Origin of the sequence: Enterovibrio litoreus (genome assembly GCF_045679545.1) — a bacterium.
Classification (GTDB): Bacteria; Pseudomonadota; Gammaproteobacteria; order Enterobacterales; family Vibrionaceae; genus Enterovibrio.
Map to the genome: position 1 here is coordinate 1,321,754 of NZ_CP166194.1, position 22,085 is coordinate 1,343,838.

Consider the following 22,085-nt stretch of genomic DNA (forward strand, 5'->3'; position numbering starts at 1 on the left):
TGCATTCAAGCGATGGTGAAGCTAACTCATTTCCTTACTGATCCATCGTTCGCAAGGGTACAAAAAAGAGCTTATCAGCCGACATTTTTAGGTCATCTATGCGTTTTATATGGGTAACAGCCCAAAGCAAGCATCCTTGAGGCAAGTTAAGTAGCGCACGGGTTTGAGTGAATAGAATACCGTCATCAAAAGCAGGCGTAATATTGGTTGCGTGTCCTTGCCATGCAGTGAGTACCGTCTCCATGTCCACGTCGGGCACGACCAAAGAAAGCCGCTCTGGTTCGACGTCTTTAATGACTTCCAAGTATATTTTGCAACCATCCTCCTGTTGCTCTACCCAAAACTTGTGAGGGATTGATTGGTCATTCCAACTCAATGGTTTGATTTGTGACATTTTTGCTCCTAAACAGGCAGTGAAGCAACGCAGCCTGATGATTGAGGGAAATTGATGACTCGCAATCTAACGATGACGAACAGTGATAACGTTAGGGGTTGGTAACTAGGAAACTTGGCTGGTGCTTTGTATGGCTTGTTGAGACGAATGCAGGCGATAAATCGTCAATATATTGGTGATGATAAAGGCGGATTCAACAATTGTTCCTCCAATTGAACCTAGCCAAAGATTGTGTGCGAGCCAGCATGAAGAGTTGAACAAGATCAGAGAGCGCAACACGATGCCACTCTGTGTGAACAATGCCCACGTCGCAACGGTTGACCCAACCACTGCCATCAATTCAAAAATGTGCGAAATATTGCTGACAGTCATCGCCCACATCAGAGCAATGAAAAACCACATGACGATGCGAGAGCGGGTTTTGGCGGAAGCAAAGCTGCGTACTCCGTTAATGGCGACACCCGTTGCGGCGACTGCTGCGCCCATGAGGGCAAAGTGAAGACTCATGACGAAACAAAATGCCATCATCTGATAGCGAAATCGTAAATCGTCTTTTTGCCAAAATGCCGAAATACCCACCAGACAGGCGACGCCGCCAACCCACTGCGTGAACCACATTTCCATGTTGTTTCTCCATCTTTCTGCAAAAAAACGGCCCTGATATCTAGGGCCGTTTAGTTCGCCGAATAGGCTCAGTTCACCAATGCCGCTGCTTCACGAGTTAGGCGAGCTAGCTCATCCCAGTTGCCTTCTTCGATCAGCTTTTTATCAACCATCCATGTACCGCCGCAGGCCACGACGCGAGGAATAGCGAGGTAGTCATTCACGTTGGCTGGGTTAATGCCACCTGTAGGCATCAGCTCTACGTTGGTGTAAGGCGCCAGCAGCGATTTCACCATGTTGATACCGCCTGATGCTTCTGCAGGGAAGAACTTGAGCAGGGTGAGACCCATTTCTAGTGCAGCTTCGACGGTGCTTGGGTTGTTCACGCCAGGGACGATATCGATACCAATTTCCTGGCAAGCTCTCACGGTATTTGGGTTAAATCCAGGGGAAACGACGAAGGTAGCACCGGCTTCTTTTGCCGCGATGGCTTGTTCGCGGTTCAACACAGTACCCGCGCCAATCAGCATGTCCGGTTGCGACGCACGTAGCAGGCGAATTGCTTCGACAGCGGCGTCGGAACGGAAGGTGATTTCAGCAGCAGGCAAGCCATTTTCTGCTAACACTTTACCCAAAGGAATAATGTCTTCAGCGTTGTCGATAGCGATAACAGGGATAACTTTCAGGGCTTTCAGTTGTTCTTTAATGCTAGGCATTGGTAATCCTTAAATGGGCTTGATAGCTAATTGAGTGAGTTCTTTTGCGATGATGGCGCCACGATGTTGAATGACGACACCCGCCATGGCGTTGCCGCGCTGGCAGGCCGATATAAGGTCGGTATCTGCTAGGTAGGCAGACAGAAATCCACCATTAAATGAGTCGCCTGCAGAAGTGGTATCAACAACTTCAGCGACGGGATGAGTTGGCACGGCCCGTGGAGCCGAAGCCGCGCCGGAATCTTTAATTAAGCAGCCATCTTCGCCTAGTTTGACGATGCACTTAGTGACACCAAGCGATGTGAGGCGCTCAATAGTCTGCTCAGGTGATGTGTCTCCCCAAAGGAGTTGTTCATCATCAAAAGTGACCAATGCAACATCCGTTAGTTGATACATCGATTGGTATGCATTCTTGACTGTGTGATTGTTATCTTGCGGCCACAACGCGGGGCGGAAGTTGCTATCAAAGGCAATTTCGACGCCTTGGGCTTTAAGTTCTGCCAACAAATGCAGCAAGGCAATGCGATCTTCGCTAGGCAAAATAGCTAGCGTAATCCCACTCAAAAACACCATATCAACGTCGATTAACGCGTGTTTGATCGTGTCAAATTTCGGATGTTGAAGCAGGTATCGCGCAGCAGATTGGCTGCGCCAGTACAAGAACGTTCGTTCACCTTGATCATCCAATTGGATCAGGTAAAGCCCCGGCGTACGTGTTTCGTCGTGAAGCACCAATTCAGTGGAGATACCTTCTTGTTGCCATCGGGTGAGCATTCCTTTGCTGATAGCGTCAGTGCCCAATGCCGTCACGTAAGAGACTTTGATGTCATCTGGATTGTTATTGGCGTCGCTGCCACGTCGTAAATACACAGCTGCATTGAGCGTGTCGCCGCCGAACGTTTGATGCATAGACCCGAAGGGTTTTCCATTCAGCTCAATCATGCACTCACCAATAATGGCGATGTGTTTCATCAGTTAAACCCTCTCTTCAAAATAACGTTTGGCGTTGCCAAAGCAGATGTTTTCAATCATAGGGCCAAGCAGTGACATATCATTTGGTGCTTCGCCATTCTCGACCCAGCGACCGACCATGTCACACAATATGCGGCGGAAATATTCGTGACGGGTGTATGACAAGAAACTGCGAGAGTCTGTCAACATGCCAACAAACTGGCTAAGAAGACCAAGTGAAGAAAGCTGTTCCATTTGACGCTGCATGCCGTCTTTTTGATCGTTGAACCACCAACCCGAGCCAAATTGAACTTTGCCTGCGATGCCACCACCTTGGAAGTTACCAATCATGGTGGCCATCATTTCGTTGTCTCGTGGGTTTAGGCAGTAAAGAATCGTGCGCGGCAGTTCGTTACTTTGGTCCATCTCGTCCAATAGGTGAGCTAACTCAAACGCGAAGGTTGCATCGCCAATCGAGTCAAAGCCGGCATCTGCACCCAAACGTTGGAACATGCGCGTGTTGTTATTACGTTGTGCACCGATATGAAGCTGCATGACCCAGCCCATTTTTCCGTAACGCTTGCCCAGCCATACTTGAACGGCGGTCGAAAACTGCGCGTATTCTTGTTCTGTTAGCACTTCACCGGCAAGACGACGTGTCAGAAGGGTATTTAAATCAGCTTCGCTCGGGATTGGCGCGTAGCGAACCACTTCGATCCCGTGGTCTGCTGCGCGACAACCGTGTGCGTCAAAGTGAGCCAAGCGCTTATCTAAGGCAATCAGTAGATCGTCGAAACAACGAATGTTTACATCAGCGACTTCGCCCAGTTTTTGCAGGTAATCAGCAAACGCATCCAGTTCGATTTTGAATGCTTTATCTGGACGCCAGCTTGGTAACACTTGAACATCAAACGTGGTGTCGGCTGAAATTGTTTTGTGGTGTTCTAAGGAATCAATAGGGTCGTCGGTTGTGCCCGCCATCACCACATTCATCTGCTTCATGATGCCGCGAGCAGAGAATTCAGGCGTTGATAACAGCGCATTGCAGTGATGCCATATTTGGTCAGCCGTGTTTGGGTCAAATAGCGTGCTTGTGATGCCAAACGGACGGCGAAGTTCGAGATGAGTCCAGTGGTATAGGGGATTGCCGACGGTCTGAGGGACAGTTTTTGCCCATGCCATAAATTTGTCTTTGTCGCTGGCATCACCAGTGATTAAGCGCTCATCAATCCCCGCCGAGCGCATACCACGCCACTTATAATGATCACCTTCAAGCCAAATTTTACTGATGTTTTCGAATTGGCGGTCTTTTGCAACTTCCGCCGGATTGAGATGGCAGTGAAAGTCATAAATTGGCTGATGGCTCGCGTGTTCGTGGTAAAGACGACGGGCGGTTTCGTTTGAAAGTAGGAAGTCATCACACAGGAAATTCTTCATAGCAAATGTCTCTTACAATGCTGCAACGGTAGCGCGAGCGCCATGATCAATCAGAGATTGATAAGCGGTGCTGACTGCGTCAACCACATATGGATTCTCGCCCAGTTCGGCAGGGAAGATCGCTTCGATGTTAAGCAAAGCGGGCACGACAGAAGGACTTTGACCGTGTTGGTCACAAATAGCGCGCAAGGTTTCAGCCATTGGGTCACGAACATCGATTTCGTTGCCTTGTTCATCCACGCCAGACACATAGCGCATCCAGCCGGCAATGGCCGTTGCTAGCCAAGAGAATGAAGAGCCTTGTGAAAGGTGGAACTGCAAGCTTCCCGCCATACGTTGCGGGATCTTCTGGCTACCATCCATCGCGATTTGCCACGTTTTGTGTTTCAAGCTTGGGTTGGTGAAACGGTTGATAAGTAGCGTGGCGTAGCCCTCTAAATCAGTGTCTTCCGGCATAGTCAAAGACGGTGCTTGAGCCTGCATCATCATGTTGAATGCTGCTTTTCGATAACCTTCGTCGGTCATGGTGTCAGAGATATGTGCATAACCACCGAGGTAACCCAAATAGGCTAAGAAAGAGTGGCTGCCATTGAGCATGCGCAGCTTCATTTCTTCATAAGGCACCACGTCTGCCACGAACTGAGCGCCAGCCATATTCCAATTTGGACGACCTGCAACAAAGTTGTCTTCAATGACCCATTGACGGAACGGTTCACAGGCAATGGCACAAGGGTCTTCACATCCAAGTAGTTCAGAGATTTCAGCCAGCGTTTCTTCAGTCGCGGCGGGAACGATGCGGTCAACCATGGTGCATGGGAACGTTACGTGAGTTTCAATCCAAGCCGCGAGCTCTGGGTCAAGCAATTGAGCGAACTCAAGAATGGCAGCCTTTGCAACATGCCCGTTCTCTTGCACGTTATCGCAAGACATAACAGTGAATGGAGACAAGCCACGCTCACGACGCAGTAGTAGCGCTTGAACGATGTAACCCAGTGCTGATTTTGGCTCAGTAGGGTTTGCAAGGTCGGCAACGACCAGTGGGTTGTTCTTGTCGAGTGTCCCTGTTGCTGGGTCTGCACAGTAGCCTTTCTCTGTGATAGTCATGGATACGATAGCGACTTGAGGCTCTGCCATCTTCTCTAAGACTGCTTGAATACCATCGAGGCTAGGGTGCAGTGATTCGGTTACTGAACCAATCACTTTTACAGTGGTTGAATCTGCCCCTTTTTCTGCCACGGTGTAAAGATGGTCTTGTGCGCGAAGTGATTCGATCAACGCTTCACCGCCAAATAAATTGACCTCACAAATGCCCCAGTCGCAACCGGTTCTATTGAGCATTTCGTTGGTGATTAACGCTTGGTGCGCTCGATGAAAAGCGCCAAAGCCTAAGTGAACAATACGGCTCTTCAGTACAGATCGGTCGTAGTCGGGGAGCTGCACATAGTCGTTGAGCATTGAGTTATAGATGGTTTTCATGATGGTGTCCTATATAACCGATCAGTGATTGTTATTGATTTTACTGAGCCATATTGATGCGAAAATCTGTATTGGTAGACCAATAATTGCGGTTTTATTGCTTCAATTTAGCATCATGTTTTCAAGATTAATCGGAGTATAAAACAGGGGTTTGGGCTTGATAGTGAGTATGATCACATTTGCTTTGGTTGACCAATATTGTGCTGTTATCTGTGATTTTGGTCAATCAATTGTAGTCATTCTGATATATGAGTCGAAAGCGACTGTCACTGTGCCTTTACGGATACGTAGCACTAATCGGTGAATGGAATGAAAGAGTATGTAAAAAACTTGTTGTAAAAAAGCAGGTTATGATGTGTTTCTCTTCTGAGTAGGCTAACGATATAGTCGATGAGTGAGAGTATGAATAGACAAAAATCCTAGGGTTTTCATGGCTTAGTGCGTATCTCCACCTCCTTCTAACACCCGTAATTACACGTCGATGTAATTGAAAAACCTCTCTTAATCTCAGATGTTCATCACAGAACAGATGTTGGCAAACCAAAATTAAATTTTATTGTAGGTTTGGTCAACCAATTGATCATTCTCAATTGCCTCAAGTCGATTGATTGATTAAAAACATTCCCATGTTGTCGATTTCAACAAACAAACGCTCCTAAAACGAGAAATAGAGGATTTTATGGAACAGACGTGGCGATGGTATGGGGACTCCGACCCAGTAGGCTTATCTGATATCAAACAAGCGGGCGCGACGGGCATTGTTACGGCGCTTCATCATATCCCTAACGGTCAGGTTTGGCCGGTGGCGGAAATATTGAAACGCAAAGAAACCATCGAAAAAATGGGCATGACTTGGTCTGTTGTTGAAAGCATCCCTGTGCATGAAGAAATTAAAACCCGCTCGGGTAACTACAACGAATGGATTGAGAATTACAAGCAAAGCATTATCAATCTAGCGGAATGTGGCATTGACACTGTGTGCTACAACTTCATGCCAGTATTAGATTGGACACGTACTGATCTTGAGTTTGAAATGAGTGATGGTTCTAAGGCTCTGCGCTTTGACCACATCGCTTTTGCCGCATTTGAACTCTTTATACTGAAACGTCCTGGTGCAGAAAAAGAATATAGCGAAGAAGAAATCGCACAAGCTAACCATTACTTCAACGCAATGTCTGAAGCAGATTTAAGCAAGCTTACTTCTAATATCATCGCGGGATTACCAGGGGCGGAAGAAGGCTACACGCTAGAAGACTTCCAGTGCCAACTTGACCGCTACCAAGACATTACCAAAGACATTTTGCGTGAAAATATGGCTGCTTTCTTGCGAGAGTTAGTGCCTGTTTGTGAGCAATATGGACTAAAACTGGCAGTGCACCCGGACGATCCACCGCGTCCAATTTTGGGCCTACCGCGAATTGTGTCAACCATTGAGGACATCGATTGGTTGACCGAAGCTGTGCCAAGCATGATGAACGGCATCACCATGTGTACCGGTTCTTACGGTGTTCGCGGCGATAATGATTTAGTGAATATGATCAATAAACATGGCGATCGTATTTACTTCACACACCTGCGGTCAACACAACGTGAAGAAAACCAATCAAGTTTTCATGAAGCGGCTCACCTAGAAGGTGACGTCGATATGTTCGAGGTTGTTAAAGCACTCATTACTCAGGAAGAGAAACGTATTGCTAAAGGCGATATGCGCTCTATTCCAATGAGACCCGATCATGGACATCAAATGATTGATGACCTGAAGAAAAAAACCAACCCAGGCTATTCCTGTATCGGTCGACTAAAAGGACTCGCAGAAGTCCGCGGCTTAGAACTAGGGATTAAACGCGCCTATTTTAATAAATAAACAGTAATAGAGCTTAATGATTAGGGTGGCTAAATGTCTTGGTCGCCCAGCCAAATTCAATAACATGGAAAAATAAAAATGAAGATGTTAACGCTACGAAATAAAGTGGGGTACATGTTTGGTGACATAGGTAACAATATGTCATTTGCTATGTCATCCACATTCTTACTCGCGTTTTATGTTGATGTTATTGGTATATCTGCCGCTGCAGTAGGTACTTTGTTTCTATTAGCCAGGATTTGGGACGGAATCAACGACCCAATGATGGGTACTATCGCTGAGCTGAGGTACGCTAAATTAAATAATCCTTCAGCGGATAAATTTAGACCATTTATAAAGTGGGGGTCGTTTACTTTAGCGGCTTCAGCAATACTCATGTTTATTGTTCCAGACTCATTATCAGATGGGCAAAAATTAGCTTGGGTTTACCTAACATATATTACATGGGGTATGTGTTATACGATCTGTAATATCAGTTACGGTTCTCTAGCCAGTTCAATGACGCAAGATGCAGCGGAACAAGCCAGCTTATCAACATTCAGAACGCTAGGCGCGATTGTTGGTTCAACCATGGTTAAGTTTGTAGTTCCAATCATGTTAACCCTATTTGCTGATGATATCGGTAAAGGCTATTTGTTTGCGATGGCGGTACTCGGTTTATTTGGTATTACCTGCCACATGATTGCTGTTTTCAATACTAAAGAAAACATCAAACCAGAACCAGCGCCTATGACGCCGTTCACACAGCAAATTAAATCTCTTGCTTCGAATCGTCCTTTAATTGCTGTGAGTTTAGCCGGACTTTGCTGCCTAACTGCGCTTTACGGTGTCGGTGCGACTCTTATCTTCTGGATTAAGAGCAACATGGACAATGCACTCGAAATCTTAGCGTATACGGGCATTATCGACCTTGGTGCAATGATTGTGATTCTGCTTGTTACGCCGAAATTAACTGCTCGTTTTGGTGTGCGTAACATCATCATGATGTGCTCATTGATGACAGTTTTGCTATGCGTGGTGGGTTACTTCTACGTTGAAACCCCAATGCAATATCTCGCTTTCTACACATCAGAAAAACTGTTCAGTATGTTTACTGTCGCGATTATGTGGTGCCTGGTTTCTGACTGTATCGAATACAACCAATATAAGTGTGGCAAGCGTGAAGCTGGCGTTATTTACGCGTCTTACTCCCTGTCTCGTAAAGTGGCTGGCGCGTTAGCGGGTGCGTTAGCAGGTGTGGGTATCGGTGTTATTGGCTATGACCCGTCACTTGCCACTCAGACCATGGAAACACAAAACGGCTTGCACGCGATGATCTTCCTACTGCCTGCCATCGCATCCATTGCCATGTTCTTAATCTTCAAATTTATGTGGAATATCACTCCTGAAAAACGTGAACAAATGGTTTTACACAACCAAGCAATGATGAAGCTTGGTGCTGACGCAAAATAATAAAAAACGTAACCCAAATGAAGTTGTTACTTATAAATATTCAAAACCATAACGTGAAACAGAAAGGTATCTTATGAAGTGCAAGAAATTCAATGTAGGGCTTTTAGTATCTGCTATTGCATTGGCGCTATCTGGTGGAGCGATGGCATCAGAAAGTCAATCAGGAGCCACTTCTGATGAACTAGAGCAAGATTTACGTGTTCGTTTGCGCAATGAGTTACGTATGGCAGATCGCCCAAGTGCTTGTGGCAGTGATCCTGATGCTCAAGATTGTAAGTACGGAAACGTAGAAGCTTGGGTTCAAGGTGTCATGGTTGACTATGAAACATCTAACCTAAGCAGTTGGTTTGATGTAGAAGCCTATTCCTACTCGATCCACAAACTCATGAGTGTGGCTGACGATGCAACATCGCGTGCATATCTAGATGCAAACGATGAATCATTCAATTTGCTTGGTGGCTCTGTCAATCTTAAACCTGTCGAAGGACTTGAAATTAAGTTAGGTCGCTGGGGAACCGATTACGCTTATGGTTCGATGGATCATATCGTGCCATTGTTGGAGTATTCATCAGTTCGAACCATGCCATCGATGAAAGAGGGTGGCTTAGTTCATTACGAAGCAACCGATACACTGGACTTTTATGGTGCAGTGACAACAAAAACAGCGGGTGGGTTTGATACCGCTTGGAAAGATGACGCAGTCAACGGAAAACATACACCGCGTTATCATATTGGTGTCGTGTATGACGCGCCAATGTATGCCGCATCATTTGGTGCCCGCTTTCAAGAAGATGACACTTATCAATTACAAAGCAACTTAGATTATGCGTTTGTCACTGATAGCGACTTATTTGTGAAGTTCGACGGTCGTATTTTCTATGGACAAACAATCGGTTACACAAAAGAAAACCAATTAAATGATGTAGAGAACACTTATGTCGCTTCGACGCAAATAACTATTGCCAAAGGTCAGGTTTTTGGTGTGGCTAGCTTTGGTCAAGTCGGTGACAAGATTACAGGATCTTCAATCGATACCGATATTGTATTTCCATTTGATATGTCAATTGCACGGAATGGACACAATACGACATCTTGGCAAGTTGGTGGCGGCTACAACTTCAATGAAAACTGGTCTTCAGGATTATTCATCGTTAAGACTGATGGTGATTTAGATTCATACGAAACAACCGTAGTAGATGGTATTGGTGCTAACTTGACAATTTCCCATAAATTTACTTCTGGCCAACTTAAAGGATTAAAGTCATCACTTGTTCTTAACAAGGCCGAAGAGGATCAAACAGGAGAAAAGGCAGGTCAGCTTGATTATTATGATATTAAGTTTTCTGCGCAATATGATTTTAACTTCTTTCAGTAGTCCCATGCTGATACTTGTTTGAATGCTTTTTAATCACTAATTTTTTTAATTTATTTTTTTATTAATAATGGTGATTTAGGTCACTAACCAAATTTTAAAATAAGTTATTTTAATCAAAAATTACTATATAAAAGGAATAAAAATGTCTGTATTCATGTACCCACTAGATAATGAAAAGCGCCGTGTAATTTCACTTGATGGTATTTGGAAATTTAAGTTTGATACCCAAGGTGTAGGTCGTAACGAAAATTGGAAAGATGGTCTTACCGACACCATCGAAATGGTTGTTCCAAGCTCTTACAACGACATTTTCACCGAAGCTGCAAAACGAGATTTCTGTGGTGATGTTTGGTATCAAACAGACTTTTATATTCCTTCTGAATTCGAAGCACTGGATACACTGATTCGATTTGGCTCAGCAACACATCGTGCCACGGTTTTTGTAAACGGTGTAGAGCTTGTGTCACATGAGGGCGGTTTCACGCCTTTTGGTGGCAACTTAAATGACGTCGCTAAGTTTGGTCAGAAAAACACGGTTGTTGTCGTTGTTAACAACGAACTATCTAAGGTAACAATCCCTGTTGGTTCAGTGAAGACACATGACAACGGCGTGAAAGAATGTACGCCTGCATTCGACTTCTTTAACTACGCAGGTATCCATTCGTCAGTTCGTTTGGTTGCAGTGCCTAAAACACGTGTTAATGACATCACTGTTGTCACCGGCTTCGAAGGGACAACCGGTACCGTGGAATATGCGATTGAGTCTGCACTTAATGCTGGTCAGGAGATCCGTGTATCTCTACTAAATGCAGAGAGTGAAGTTGTCGCTACCGCGAATGGTCAGCAAGGGTCGCTAACCATTGAGAATGTGATTCTTTGGCAACCGCGTAAAGGTTACCTGTACGACCTTGTCGCGACGATTGTTGAGGGTGAAGAACTTGTCGACATCTACACGCTACCTGTCGGTGTTCGTACGGTGAAAGTTGAAGGAACTAAATTCCTAATCAATAACGAACCATTTTACTTCAAAGGGTTTGGTCACCACATCGATGCACACACCATTGGCCGTGGTCACAGCGACATTATGAACCTACGCGATCTTGAGTGTTTAGACTGGATCCACGCTAACTCTTTGCGTACTTCGCATTACCCTTACCCAGAAGAGTTCATGCAACTTGCTGACCGTCGTGGCTTAGTAATCATCGACGAAGTCTCGCACGTTGGTGCTTGGAACATGACAGATGTTTCTCAAGCGGGTATGGGTGGTTCCAATGCCGTTCCTGTTAAGCACTTCGACCGTGAAGATGTGCAAACTGAAGGTATGGTCAATCACAAAGATGCGATTACTAAGCTAATCGCGCGTGATAAGAACCACCCTTGTGTTGTTATGTGGTCGCTCTCGAACGAACCTGATTCATCTCAAGAATCATCCGAAGCTTACTTCAAAGAAATCTTTGCGTTTGCTCGTGATGGCTTAGATGCACAAGACCGCCCGATGACAATGGTTAACTTTATGCTGGCTGCTTACGGCAACTGTAAAGCTTCTCAGTTTGCAGATGTTGTCTGTTTAAACCGCTACTACGGTTGGTACGTGACTAACGGTGCTGACTTGCCAAATGCGGGTGATCAATTCGCAAAAGAACTTGCTGGCTGGGCGACGGAAGGCAAACCAATCATCATCACTGAATTCGGTGCCGACACGGTTTCAGGCTTCCACGCTCTGCCATCGACAATGTTCACTGAAGAGTATTACAACGAGTACTTAGACCAGAACTTTGCGGCATTTGATAGCTGTGACGCAGTCGTTGGTGAGCACTGCTGGAATATGCATGACTTTAATACTGGCCAAGGCATTATTCGTGTTAACGGCAACAAGAAGGGTGCGTTTACTCGTGACCGTCAACCTAAGATGGCAGCACACCACTTGCGCGCTCGTTGGGGTGTAGTTAAAGACTTCAACCAAAAATAATTAAGCGATACGAATACAAAGAGCGGTCATATGGCCGCTCTTTTTGTATGACGAATTGAACAACTTCGTCTCCTGCTTCATGCATGTCGTTTTTTGGGTATAACCTCCATTTTTTAACTTGGAAAACTAACGTGAACGAAATATTTTCACATTCTCAGATTCTTGGTTATTTGGCATTATCTAGCGCGATAATAGCGATGCTACAAACAAATGATATCAAGTTGAAAGTTTGGATGACCATAGGTTATATATTGTTGGCATCTCACTACGTCATGTTAAGTTCGATGGTCACAGCAAGTACTCTCATGGTTGGGATTGTAAGAAATGTTGTCTCTATTAGGTATAGTTCTTTGTGGGTGGCATTGATATTCGCAGCAATCTATTCAATTGTTGGTATTTCACTCATGTCAAAACCCATTGATATGCTTCCTGTCATTGGGGCGGTTATCAATACAATGGCCATTGTTACTCTTAAAGGGATTAAGATGCGCATTGTGTTGATTTTTTCATGTTTCTTTGGGATTTCAAATGCAGTAATCATTGGGTCAATCGGCGGCATTGCTATCGAAAGCATTCTGTTGTTTTTAGGTGTAATTACTGCATATCGAATGATGAAATCAGAGCGCTTAGTATCATCTCCAAGCTAAGCTCGGGTGATCACGACCGCGAGTCACAATAAATCACGGGGTAGGAAAAGGCGCTAGTTGAGTAAAATTGGTTGATAGGAATGCATCGAGTCATTTTCATTTTGTGAGATTTAAATCAAATAAAAACAACACCTTAAGGTTTGCCGGTGGAATTGGGTTGACCAATTTTCATTGGTCGTTATGATGGTTCGAGAAAGCAAATGGATAAAGTACAAGTATTGTCATGAAACCTTTTGAACCCAAAAGACCTTACCAAGAGATAGGTCTAATACTAAGAAACGAACTTAGCGATGGCCAATATAAGGTCGGTGATAGGTTGCCTCCTGAGCGTGATATTGCAGAACGTCTCGATGTCAGTCGCACTGTAGTGCGTGAAGCTATCATCATGTTAGAGCTAGACAACTTAGTTGAAGTTAAGAAAGGCTCTGGCGTGTATATCCTGAATATTCCAAGTGCCTCTAACTTGCATGATAATCAGGTGAGTGATGAAGCGGGTCCGTTTGAAATGCTACAGGCTCGTCAATTGTTGGAAAGCAATATTGCCGAGTTTGCAGCCACTCAAGTCACTCCCAGTGATATTGTGAAGATGCGTGCTGCGCTCGAATTAGAGCGAAGTGAATTGTCTTGCGGTATCACGGGATACAGTGGTGATGAAGAGTTCCACATGTCTATCGCTGCTGCGACGCAAAACTCTGTGCTGGTGGATATGCTGAAGCAGTCTTGGGATCGACGTGAGCAAAGCCCTATGTGGAAAAAGCTTCATTCACGTATCAGCACTCAAGACTACCGCGATGAATGGTTAGACGATCACGCTCGGATTCTAGCAGCCATGCAGAGGAAAGACCCTATTGCTGCAAAGAGTGCTATGTGGCAACACCTTGAAAACGTGAAACAAAGGCTGATTGAACTGTCGGATATTGATGATCCTAACTTTGATGGCTATCTGTTTAGCTCCAACCCTGTCGTGATCATGGGTGGGGAGTAACACTCTTTAACTACCCAAAACAGTGAATAATGAAGCCGTGCAAACATCTTAATCTTTTCGATGTTTTCGCGGCTTCTTTGTTTTTGGCTGAAAAACGGCAGTGTTTTCTGTTCGCCCTTCTTACCTCTCCTTCCTATTTGTTATTCAATGCGTAGATGCTTCGATTTCGGCTTATAGAGAAATTGTGGATAGTTGCGTCATGCCCTAGGAATGAAGCACATTCACGTTGGTCTAGCCATCTATACTGCGTTGGTTATCAACGTATTGAGGGTTGGGTTTGAGCATTCTCAGGCAGTTTTGGCGTCGTTTGGTTTCAGTGTGGGTCTATATTCGACACATTCTCGTGGCGATGGTGGTTTTCACCAACGGCGCGATTATCTTCCTGTCGGTGTGGGGGGCATCTGCTAACGTTCTTGATGTTTTTAATATCAAAAGCTTCACGGGCATCAATTGGTCTGATGTGGCCAACGGGCCTTGGTTTTTGCTCGGCATATTCCTTATGCTTAATGCGTTCGGCTTGCTCTTTCGCGCGCGCATTGCGTGGGCGGTTAGCCTCATACTGCTATTGATTGTTCTCGCATTTACTTGGCACTTCTTCCCGCATATTGGTAAGCATTTCTATTGGAGTGCGGGTGCGCTTGTATTGCTGATGGTGTGCAGCAAAGACTTCAATCACTCCAGTGCCACCGCAGGTGGTATCGCCGCACTCATCAGCTTCATCGCTTTACTCTTTTATTCCACCTACGGTGCTTTGTATTTTGGTGGTGGTTATCACCCGCCAATCCACGACTTGATGACGGCCTTTTATTTCTCCATGGTTACCATGACCACGGTGGGGTATGGCGACATTATTCCCATGACAGAAAGCGCTCGGTTATTCACTGTTTCAGTCATCATTGCCGGGATCACGGTATTTGCCACTTCATTGACCACTGTGTTTGGCCCGCTTATCTGGGGCGGATTAAACAAGCTTGTAAAAGGGACTCCCAAGAAAATGAACAGAAAGAATCACTACATTGTTTGCGGCGTTTCGGTGTTGGCGCTGAGTACCATTTCTCAACTTAAACGGCGGAACTTTGATGTCACCGTGCTGACGGCGGAAGACGAAGAAAGATTTCCGCAAATCGAGCAACGGTTGGGCGGTAAGCTGGATATATTATCTGGCGATTGCACCGATAACACCTTGCTGAAAACGGCGGGTGTCGATCAATGTCATGCGGTGTTGGCGTTAACCGACGATGATGCCACCAACGCATTCATTGTGTTGTCTGTTAAAGAGTTAAACCCTGACACTCGCACTGTGGTCGCGGTGAATGATGCAAAGAACATGAGCAAGGTGAAACAAGTAAAAGCGGATGTATTGTTGTCGCCGCAGTTGTTTGGCAGTGAAGTGTTGGCAAGTATTTTGTCTGGTGAAGCGCTCGACAACGAAAAATTACTCAACATGCTACTGCGCTCAGGGCAAGGCTTGGTGAAAGACAAAGCGGACACCTCCAACAACGACGAAGCCAATGAAAGCGGTGGAAAGAACCCCGTTTCATAAGGTGCAACTAACGTGAGTCAGCCTCATCCCGAGTGCTTTTTTTGACTCCAAATGGTATGCGCTGCCAGTGTGACAACGATGATCCCTGCGCCGAGTGCTACCGCGGGGGCGGGTGCTTCGCCGAGGAAAAGCCAAACAAGCAAAGGGCCGAACAACACTTCGAGCAGTAGTATCAGGCTGGCTTCTGCGGCAGGCAAATAGCGCGGGCCAATGTTGATCAATAGGAATGAACACGGTAATACCACGCCGCAGAGCAACACGATATAAAGGTCTTTTATCGGAGGGAGTGAGAAAGGTTTCGCGCCAGCGAGAAAGGCAACCACTGCGGTGAATATCCCTGAGTAAATCAAGAATACCGTGGCATAGCGGGCGTGTGTTTTACGCAGCATGATCAGATACACCGACATTGAAATCGCCGTCACCATCGCCAAAGAGTCCCCTTCCAACTCGGCGGGGTTGGGCTGATAGCCAAACACCAGCCATATCCCTCCCACGGAAATGATAATGGCGATAATCGTCGATCGACTGAGCTTCTCTCCCAAAAAGAAAAAACCGAGCACGGCGGTGATCAAAGGCGCGGTATTGGTGATAACCAGCGTGCTGGTCACTTCGGTATGATCGAGTGAAAAAACAAAACAGATCGTGGATGCCGAAAATAACACTGAGGTCAGTAGGGTACTGATTTTCGGTCGAAATAGATGTTCTTTTAGAACCTGTTTATCCATTTTCCACTGTGCCAAAAAGAACACGATGGCGGGCAGCAGCCCTCGCCAGAAAATTAACGTCCATTCATCGCTGTCAATGAGGCGCACCAACAAGCTGTCGAAACTGAGAATCATTACCCCAAGCATGGTGAAAAGACGGCCTCTGCTTTCACCTTGGAAGCGATTGAATAGGCTTGAAATCAAAGTCATTGTTGCTCACTGTTTGAATTGTCAGGTTGTTGGTTGTCGATATCAGGTCTGCGCCAGCCAATAAGCAGACTAAAGAATGCTGCGGCTGCCAGCGTGAGACATTCTAACCAGAGCTTTTCAAGAATCATCTCGCCGATAAAGGTGGCAAATATCGCCGTCATGAAAACAAACCCCAGGGCGATAATTAAGGGGTTGGCATGGCATTCTTTTCGTCTGCGCCAACACACGATAAAAACAGCGATATAGCAGGCCAGAAACGTTGCACTGGCGACGTTGGCAATGGAAGACAAATCGAAGAAATTGGTGAGCACAATGACAATGGCGATCAGGCTGTAAAAGCCTCGGGTTCCGCCAGCAAAAGAGTGGATACGAAATATCTGCGGCAAGATCCCGCTACTCCCCATTCGCTTAGAGACATTGAGCATGGAGAAGATGTTCGCGACGATAGAAGAAGCGGTAGCAAACAAAGCCGCGAGCGAAACTAAAATGAAGCCCCAATTACCTAAAATTGGCTCCGCAGCTTGTGCCACCGCCGTGTCGGTGTATTTCACCAAATCCTCAGGTGCAACATTCCCTAGTACCACCAATGCCAGCACGACATAGAGCGCCATGACAACGCCGACCGCGAGCATGAAAGCGCGTGGCATGGTTTTTTCAGGATCACTGACATCGGCCGCAGCGGTTGCCATCATGCCGAACCCTGAGTAAGCAAAAAACGCGAGCCCAATACTGGAAAACATCATCGAAGGGGCGACATTGTTATGCACTTCAAGCATGACGGGTTTGATGGTAACGGCGCCAACGACGATGAAAAGGGCGAGAATGCTGAGTTTTATCGCCACAAGGAACATTTCAATGCGTCCCACCGCTTTAGATCCCATGAGATTAACGATGGTGAGGAGGATCATAATGCCGGTGGCATAAACATTCACCCAGCCGCTGTGATCTGGCTGATGAACAACGCGCGCAGCATAGGCACCAAAGGCTTTCGCAACAAGTGCGAGGGTGAGTACAAGGGTAATGAGGTACAAGCAGGCTAATGCGCGTTCGATTCGTGGTGAACCCATACCGAGCGCGAAGAAATCTGTCACACCGCCGCGGGAGGGAAATTTAGCGCAAAGTCTGGCGTATGAGTAACCGGAGAAAAGCGCGGCGATGCCAGCTAACACAAACACAATCCACGTCTCTCCGCGCACATTAACAGCAATTTGACCGAGCAGTGCAAACACCCCCGCGCCAACCATAGAACCAATGCCCAACGCGACAACACCCCATAGACTGATGTGACGGTGGTGCGAAGAGGTGGGGTCTGCCATTAAAGCTCCCTACAGTTGGCGAGTGATACCAATTGGAATAAAAAAACACAAAGTAACTAGCACGATAGTTCACCGGAATAGGTGGCGTTGCCGCGTATGTGTGACAAAAGGAAGGAATTTGTTGGCGTCGAAAAGTAGCTCGAAGAGAGAGGATAGCGGATTCCGCCCACTATTGCCGTGGGCGGAACAACAGGGTCAGTTTCCTGTTAAGCCTATCGCCTCTTTAAGTACTTTGAGGTAACGACGACTGATCGGAATGGTGAAATCGCTGGTGGTGATGACTTCTGCCAACCCGTTTTCCAGCAACGTAATCTCGCGAATATGCTGAACATTGACCAAATACTGGCGATGACAACGCAGCAGCGGCGTTTTCTCTTCCAGCGTTTTTAATGTCAGTTGCGTGCTGGCGGTTTGTGTTGCCGAGCGCACATGCACGCCGCTGAGATCGGAATACACGCTTTCAACGTGATGGGTTGGAATAAGCAGGATGCGGTTATGGCCCACGCACGGAATTTGCGCTAAACATTCGCTGGCAATAGCGGATACATTTTGCTGAAGCGTATCCTTTTGTGCATTTCGCACCAGCTTCTGCAAGGTTTTGACCAAGCGCTGAGGTTCGACGGGTTTGAGCAGATAATCAAATGCGTTGTCTTCAAACGCCTGAATGGCGTATTGATCGTAAGCGGTGACAAAAACCACGTAAGGCATATTGTCAGGGTCGAGCATAGAAAGCAGATCTAGCCCTGTGACTTGTGGCATTTGAATATCCACAAATACCACATCGGGGCGCAGTTCATTGATTTTTTTCAGCCCAATAATGGCATTTGGTGCTTCCCCAACCACGGTAATATCACCGGATTCTTTGAGAAGTTCAGTCAATTCTTCTCGGGCGAATTGTTCGTCGTCAATAACGAGTGCCGTTAACATCCTATTTATGCACCTTTGTTCATTTCTGCGGCCGGAATGATAAACGTCATTCGGGTAAATTGGTCACGCTCGCAGTCGATTTTTAGCTGTGAGTCACGTCCGAACTGGTTTTCTAGCCTTTTTGTCACGATTTCTAGCCCCAATCCCTGATGATTGTTGGCGGGAGGCTGGTAACAGCCTGCATTGTCTTCTACCGTAATGGCAAAACCTAGCGGTGTGTTTTGGCTGTAAACCCGCACCTGTCCGCCTTCCAGTCGTGTTGAAATACCATGCTTGATGGCATTTTCAACCAGAGGTTGCAGAGTGAAACTGGGGATCTGAATATCCAGCAGGGCGTCATCAATCGAAATGTCGACATTGAGCCTGTCAGTGAAGCGCGCTTTCTCGATGCTGAGGTAAGCGTTAACGTGCTCCAATTCTTCGCGCAATGAGACCGTGTTGATGTTCTGTTTGAGGTTGCTTCGGAAAAACTGCGATAGATTCTGGATCAGCTCACGTGCTTTATCAGGGTCGCGGCGAATCACGGCGCTAATGGTATTGAGCGCATTAAACAAAAAATGTGGATTCACTTGGGCTTGTAGCAGCTTGATTTCAGCCTGCGTTAGCAATGACTTTTGCTGCAAGTAACCACTAAACAGAATTTGGCTTGAAAGCAGTTGGGCAATGCCTTCTGCCATCGACATATTGATGGTGGAAAACAGCTTATGCTTGCGCTCATAAAGCTTGATCGTGCCAACCACATCATCGCCAGAACGCAGTGGGATTATCAGGGCAGAGCCCAGTTTGCAATCTGGAGACAACGAGCATTGGTAAGGATGCTCTTTGCCATCGAGATAGATAATGACGTCTTTGCTCATGGCATCTAGGGTGCTTTGTGATGAAATCTTGGTGTCGGGCACATGGTGATCGTCACCCACGCCGACAAACGCGAGAATCTTTTCTTTGTCGGTAATCGCCACCGCGCCGACTTGGGTCTCTTCATAAATGATGCGGGCGATTTTGTTGGCGCTGTCTTGATTGAAGCCTTGGTGCAGAATGCCAACACTGCGTTTTGCAATGGTCAGTGCGCGGCGTGAGAAGGTAGCGGAATATTTCTCGAAGATGGTTTTCCTGTCTTGCAGGATGCTCATAAACAAGGCTGCACCTAACGAGTTGGCAATGATCATCGGGGCCGCAATGGCAGAAACTAGGGCGTAGGCTTGATCAAACGGTTTGGCAACAAGCAACAATATGGACATCTGGACAATTTCGGCCACAAAGGTAATGCCAAACACCACCGCAGGATTGAAAAGCAGACTGACACGATGACGCTTCACCAAATACACGTGGAGCATGCCGCCAATTAAGCCTTCTGCCGTCGTCGAAATAGCACAGGCCACATCGGTGAAACCACCAAGCGTATAGCGGTGAATGCCGCCGGTAAGGCCAACAAAAAAGCCCACCACAGGCCCGCCGAATAAGCCGCCCATCACTGCACCAATCGCGCGAGTATTGGCAATAGCATCGTCAATGTGAAGACCAAAGTAAGTGCCGAGAATACAAAAGCCAGAAAAGAGAACGTAACAAATAAGACGATGGCTTAAGCGAGAAGAAATGTTGAGCAAGGGCAGAATGATAGGGGTTTTGCTGAGCATGTACGCCAGCACCAAATACACACACATTTGCTGCAAGAGCGAAAGAACCAGTTCCATGGTGAGCCTTCTTATTTTGGTTTGTCTGTATTGTACTCAGGCTTGGCTTGCAAACAACAAGAGCCTGACAATGCAGGCTCTTGATTTAACGTTATTTCGGCAGTTCTGTTTAACCGCTTTACGCTGTTTTGGTGACGACTTCGGTCTCTTCTTCGTCAGCTAAGTCAATGTCGCCTTTACCTTTCGACTTCTTAATCACATAGCCCGTCACGAACAAGGTAAACACGATGCCTGCGGTCGTGGAGATGTTCATTGGTAAACCAAAGCCCAGTGCGTTGTTGTTGAGAATGAAAGTCGCACACACTGTGGTCATGAACATGGCTGGCACCGTCGCGATCCAATGCAGTTTGTTATGGCGAAGCAAGTAAGCAGAAGCTGTCCAAAGCATCATCACTGCCGTGGTTTGGTTAGCAAAGCCGAAGTAGCGCCAGATAATCCCGAAATCCACTTGTGTTAACACGCCACCAAGCACAAACAGAGGCAGCGCCATTAACAGACGATTGCGCAGTGTTTTCTGTTCCATGTTGAAGTATTCAGCCAAAATCAAGCGGCTAGAGCGGAACGCCGTGTCACCAGAAGTGATTGGCAAAATAACCACACCCAGGAAGGCAAGAATACCGCCAAACACACCCAGCAGACCAAAAGATGCACCGTAAACCACATTGCCAGGGCCACCGTTTGCTACCGCGTCTTGCAGTGATTCAAGTGAACCGAAGAACGACAAGGCAATTGCACACCAAATCAGCGCGATGATGCCTTCACCAATCATTGCCCCGTAGAACACAAAGCGGCCGTTCTTCTCATTTTCCATGCAGCGTGCCATCAATGGTGACTGGGTAGCATGGAAGCCAGAGATAGCGCCACAAGCGATGGTGATAAATAGCGCAGGCCAAAGCGGCATGTCATTCGGATTTAAATTGGAGAACATGTCTTTGACTTCAAAGCTGCCCATCACAGTGTGCTCGTCTGACAAGCCAATCGCTGTCATCAAACCCACGGACATGAAAATCAGCAGCGCACCAAAGAACGGATAGAAGCGACCGATGATTTTATCAACCGGCACAATCGTCGCAATGATGTAGTAAGCAAAGATAATAACAACCATGGTGGTCATGCTAACGGTCAGGCTAGTTTGGTCGTTGATCAGGTTTGTAATCATGCCCGCAGGCGCTGAAACAAAGACCACACCGACCAAAAGCAAAAGAACAATGGCAAAGATGTTCATAAAATGTTTTGCGCCATTGCCCAAGTAGCGGCCTGTGATGGTAGGAACAGATGCGCCGCCATTACGAACAGAAAGCATGCCTGAGAAATAATCGTGTACCGCACCTGCGAAGACACAACCCACCACAATCCACAACATGGCTGCGGGGCCATAAAGCGCACCCATGATAGGGCCGAAGATTGGCCCCACACCTGCGATATTTAAAAGCTGAACCAGATACACCTTAGGGGTAGACATTGGAACAAAGTCGACACCGTCGGTTTTGGTGTGAGCGGGGGTTTTACGCTGTTCGTTGATACCAAATACTTTTTCAACAAACGCACCGTAAATAAAGTAGCCACCGATTAACGCGGCAACGCAGGTGAGAAACCAAACCATGACAATCATCCTTATTGAATTAATTCACGCTGCCAACAATAGGCTTCGATGAGCAAGGATGCATTTGGTGAATGGGTGAGTGGTGTTATGGCGTGCTGAGTGGTCGATATGGCCAGTGAGTGGTTTGAGGCAAATTAAGAGGTCTAGTGGGATCAACGTGTTCAATGTGAAACATTCAGGGCAGTGTTAAACAATAAGGCTACACAACCAAGTGCGTAGCCT

At 46.5% G+C, this 22,085-nt stretch carries 18 protein-coding genes; 7 read left to right on the top strand and 11 right to left on the bottom strand.

The window, feature by feature from the left end:
- Positions 1-34 precede the first annotated feature (34 nt).
- The 6 genes from AB8599_RS05825 to AB8599_RS05850 form a co-directional block, all read right to left on the bottom strand.
- Positions 35-394 carry a hypothetical protein gene (locus tag AB8599_RS05825; RefSeq protein WP_407332808.1) on the bottom strand — a complete coding sequence of 120 codons (360 nt, stop codon included), beginning with the start codon at positions 392-394 and terminating at the stop codon, positions 35-37.
- Positions 395-499: 105 nt separating this feature from the next.
- Positions 500-1,018, bottom strand: a complete 519-nt coding sequence (locus tag AB8599_RS05830; protein WP_407332809.1) for a YgjV family protein — start codon at positions 1,016-1,018, stop codon at positions 500-502.
- A gap of 68 nt (positions 1,019-1,086) precedes the next feature.
- Positions 1,087-1,713, bottom strand: coding sequence for a bifunctional 4-hydroxy-2-oxoglutarate aldolase/2-dehydro-3-deoxy-phosphogluconate aldolase (locus tag AB8599_RS05835; RefSeq protein WP_274166290.1), 627 nt, complete (start codon positions 1,711-1,713; stop codon positions 1,087-1,089).
- Positions 1,714-1,722: 9 nt separating this feature from the next.
- On the bottom strand, positions 1,723-2,685 hold the full coding sequence (locus AB8599_RS05840) for a sugar kinase (protein WP_407332810.1): 963 nt from the start codon (positions 2,683-2,685) through the stop codon (positions 1,723-1,725).
- A 3-nt stretch (positions 2,686-2,688) separates the two neighbouring features.
- On the bottom strand, positions 2,689-4,101 hold the full coding sequence (gene uxaC, locus AB8599_RS05845; protein ID WP_407332811.1) for a glucuronate isomerase: 1,413 nt from the start codon (positions 4,099-4,101) through the stop codon (positions 2,689-2,691).
- 12 nt (positions 4,102-4,113) lie between these two features.
- Positions 4,114-5,577 (bottom strand): fructuronate reductase, encoded by a 1,464-nt coding sequence (locus AB8599_RS05850; RefSeq protein ID WP_394211882.1) that lies wholly within the window; start codon positions 5,575-5,577, stop codon positions 4,114-4,116.
- A 679-nt stretch (positions 5,578-6,256) separates the two neighbouring features.
- Between AB8599_RS05850 and uxuA the strand changes: the two genes are divergently transcribed.
- The 7 genes from uxuA to kch all read left to right on the top strand — a co-directional run bounded on the left by uxuA (position 6,257) and on the right by kch (position 15,412).
- On the top strand, positions 6,257-7,441 hold the full coding sequence (gene uxuA, locus AB8599_RS05855; protein WP_407332812.1) for a mannonate dehydratase: 1,185 nt from the start codon (positions 6,257-6,259) through the stop codon (positions 7,439-7,441).
- Positions 7,442-7,519: 78 nt separating this feature from the next.
- Complete coding sequence (locus tag AB8599_RS05860) at positions 7,520-8,893, top strand: glycoside-pentoside-hexuronide (GPH):cation symporter (protein WP_407332813.1); 1,374 nt, start codon at positions 7,520-7,522, stop codon at positions 8,891-8,893.
- A gap of 73 nt (positions 8,894-8,966) precedes the next feature.
- Complete coding sequence (locus tag AB8599_RS05865; protein WP_407332814.1) at positions 8,967-10,268, top strand: OprD family outer membrane porin; 1,302 nt, start codon at positions 8,967-8,969, stop codon at positions 10,266-10,268.
- 142 nt (positions 10,269-10,410) lie between these two features.
- Positions 10,411-12,237 (top strand): beta-glucuronidase, encoded by a 1,827-nt coding sequence (gene uidA / locus AB8599_RS05870; protein WP_407332815.1) that lies wholly within the window; start codon positions 10,411-10,413, stop codon positions 12,235-12,237.
- Between the two features lie 131 nt (positions 12,238-12,368).
- Positions 12,369-12,884, top strand: a complete 516-nt coding sequence (locus AB8599_RS05875; protein ID WP_407332816.1) for a YgjV family protein — start codon at positions 12,369-12,371, stop codon at positions 12,882-12,884.
- Positions 12,885-13,107: 223 nt separating this feature from the next.
- Positions 13,108-13,869 (top strand): FCD domain-containing protein, encoded by a 762-nt coding sequence (locus AB8599_RS05880; protein WP_407332817.1) that lies wholly within the window; start codon positions 13,108-13,110, stop codon positions 13,867-13,869.
- Between the two features lie 277 nt (positions 13,870-14,146).
- Positions 14,147-15,412, top strand: a complete 1,266-nt coding sequence (kch, locus tag AB8599_RS05885) for a voltage-gated potassium channel protein (protein WP_407332818.1) — start codon at positions 14,147-14,149, stop codon at positions 15,410-15,412.
- Positions 15,413-15,435: 23 nt separating this feature from the next.
- Here the strand turns inward: kch and AB8599_RS05890 are convergent, their stop codons facing one another.
- The 5 genes from AB8599_RS05890 to AB8599_RS05910 form a co-directional block, all read right to left on the bottom strand.
- Positions 15,436-16,326 (bottom strand): DMT family transporter, encoded by an 891-nt coding sequence (locus AB8599_RS05890; protein ID WP_407332819.1) that lies wholly within the window; start codon positions 16,324-16,326, stop codon positions 15,436-15,438.
- Entirely contained in the window at positions 16,323-17,642 is a 1,320-nt protein-coding gene (locus AB8599_RS05895; protein ID WP_407332820.1) for an APC family permease, read from the bottom strand. The genes AB8599_RS05890 and AB8599_RS05895 overlap by 4 nt, the downstream gene beginning before the upstream one ends.
- Before the next feature lie 195 nt (positions 17,643-17,837).
- Positions 17,838-18,569, bottom strand: coding sequence for a two-component system response regulator BtsR (gene btsR / locus AB8599_RS05900; RefSeq protein WP_407332821.1), 732 nt, complete (start codon positions 18,567-18,569; stop codon positions 17,838-17,840).
- Between the two features lie 5 nt (positions 18,570-18,574).
- Positions 18,575-20,260, bottom strand: a complete 1,686-nt coding sequence (locus AB8599_RS05905) for a LytS/YhcK type 5TM receptor domain-containing protein (RefSeq protein WP_407332822.1) — start codon at positions 20,258-20,260, stop codon at positions 18,575-18,577.
- Positions 20,261-20,378: 118 nt separating this feature from the next.
- The gene (locus AB8599_RS05910) at positions 20,379-21,863 is read right to left on the bottom strand and encodes a carbon starvation protein A (RefSeq protein WP_407332823.1); all 1,485 of its coding nucleotides are present in this window, start codon (positions 21,861-21,863) and stop codon (positions 20,379-20,381) included.
- Between the last annotated feature and the right edge of the window lie 222 nt (positions 21,864-22,085).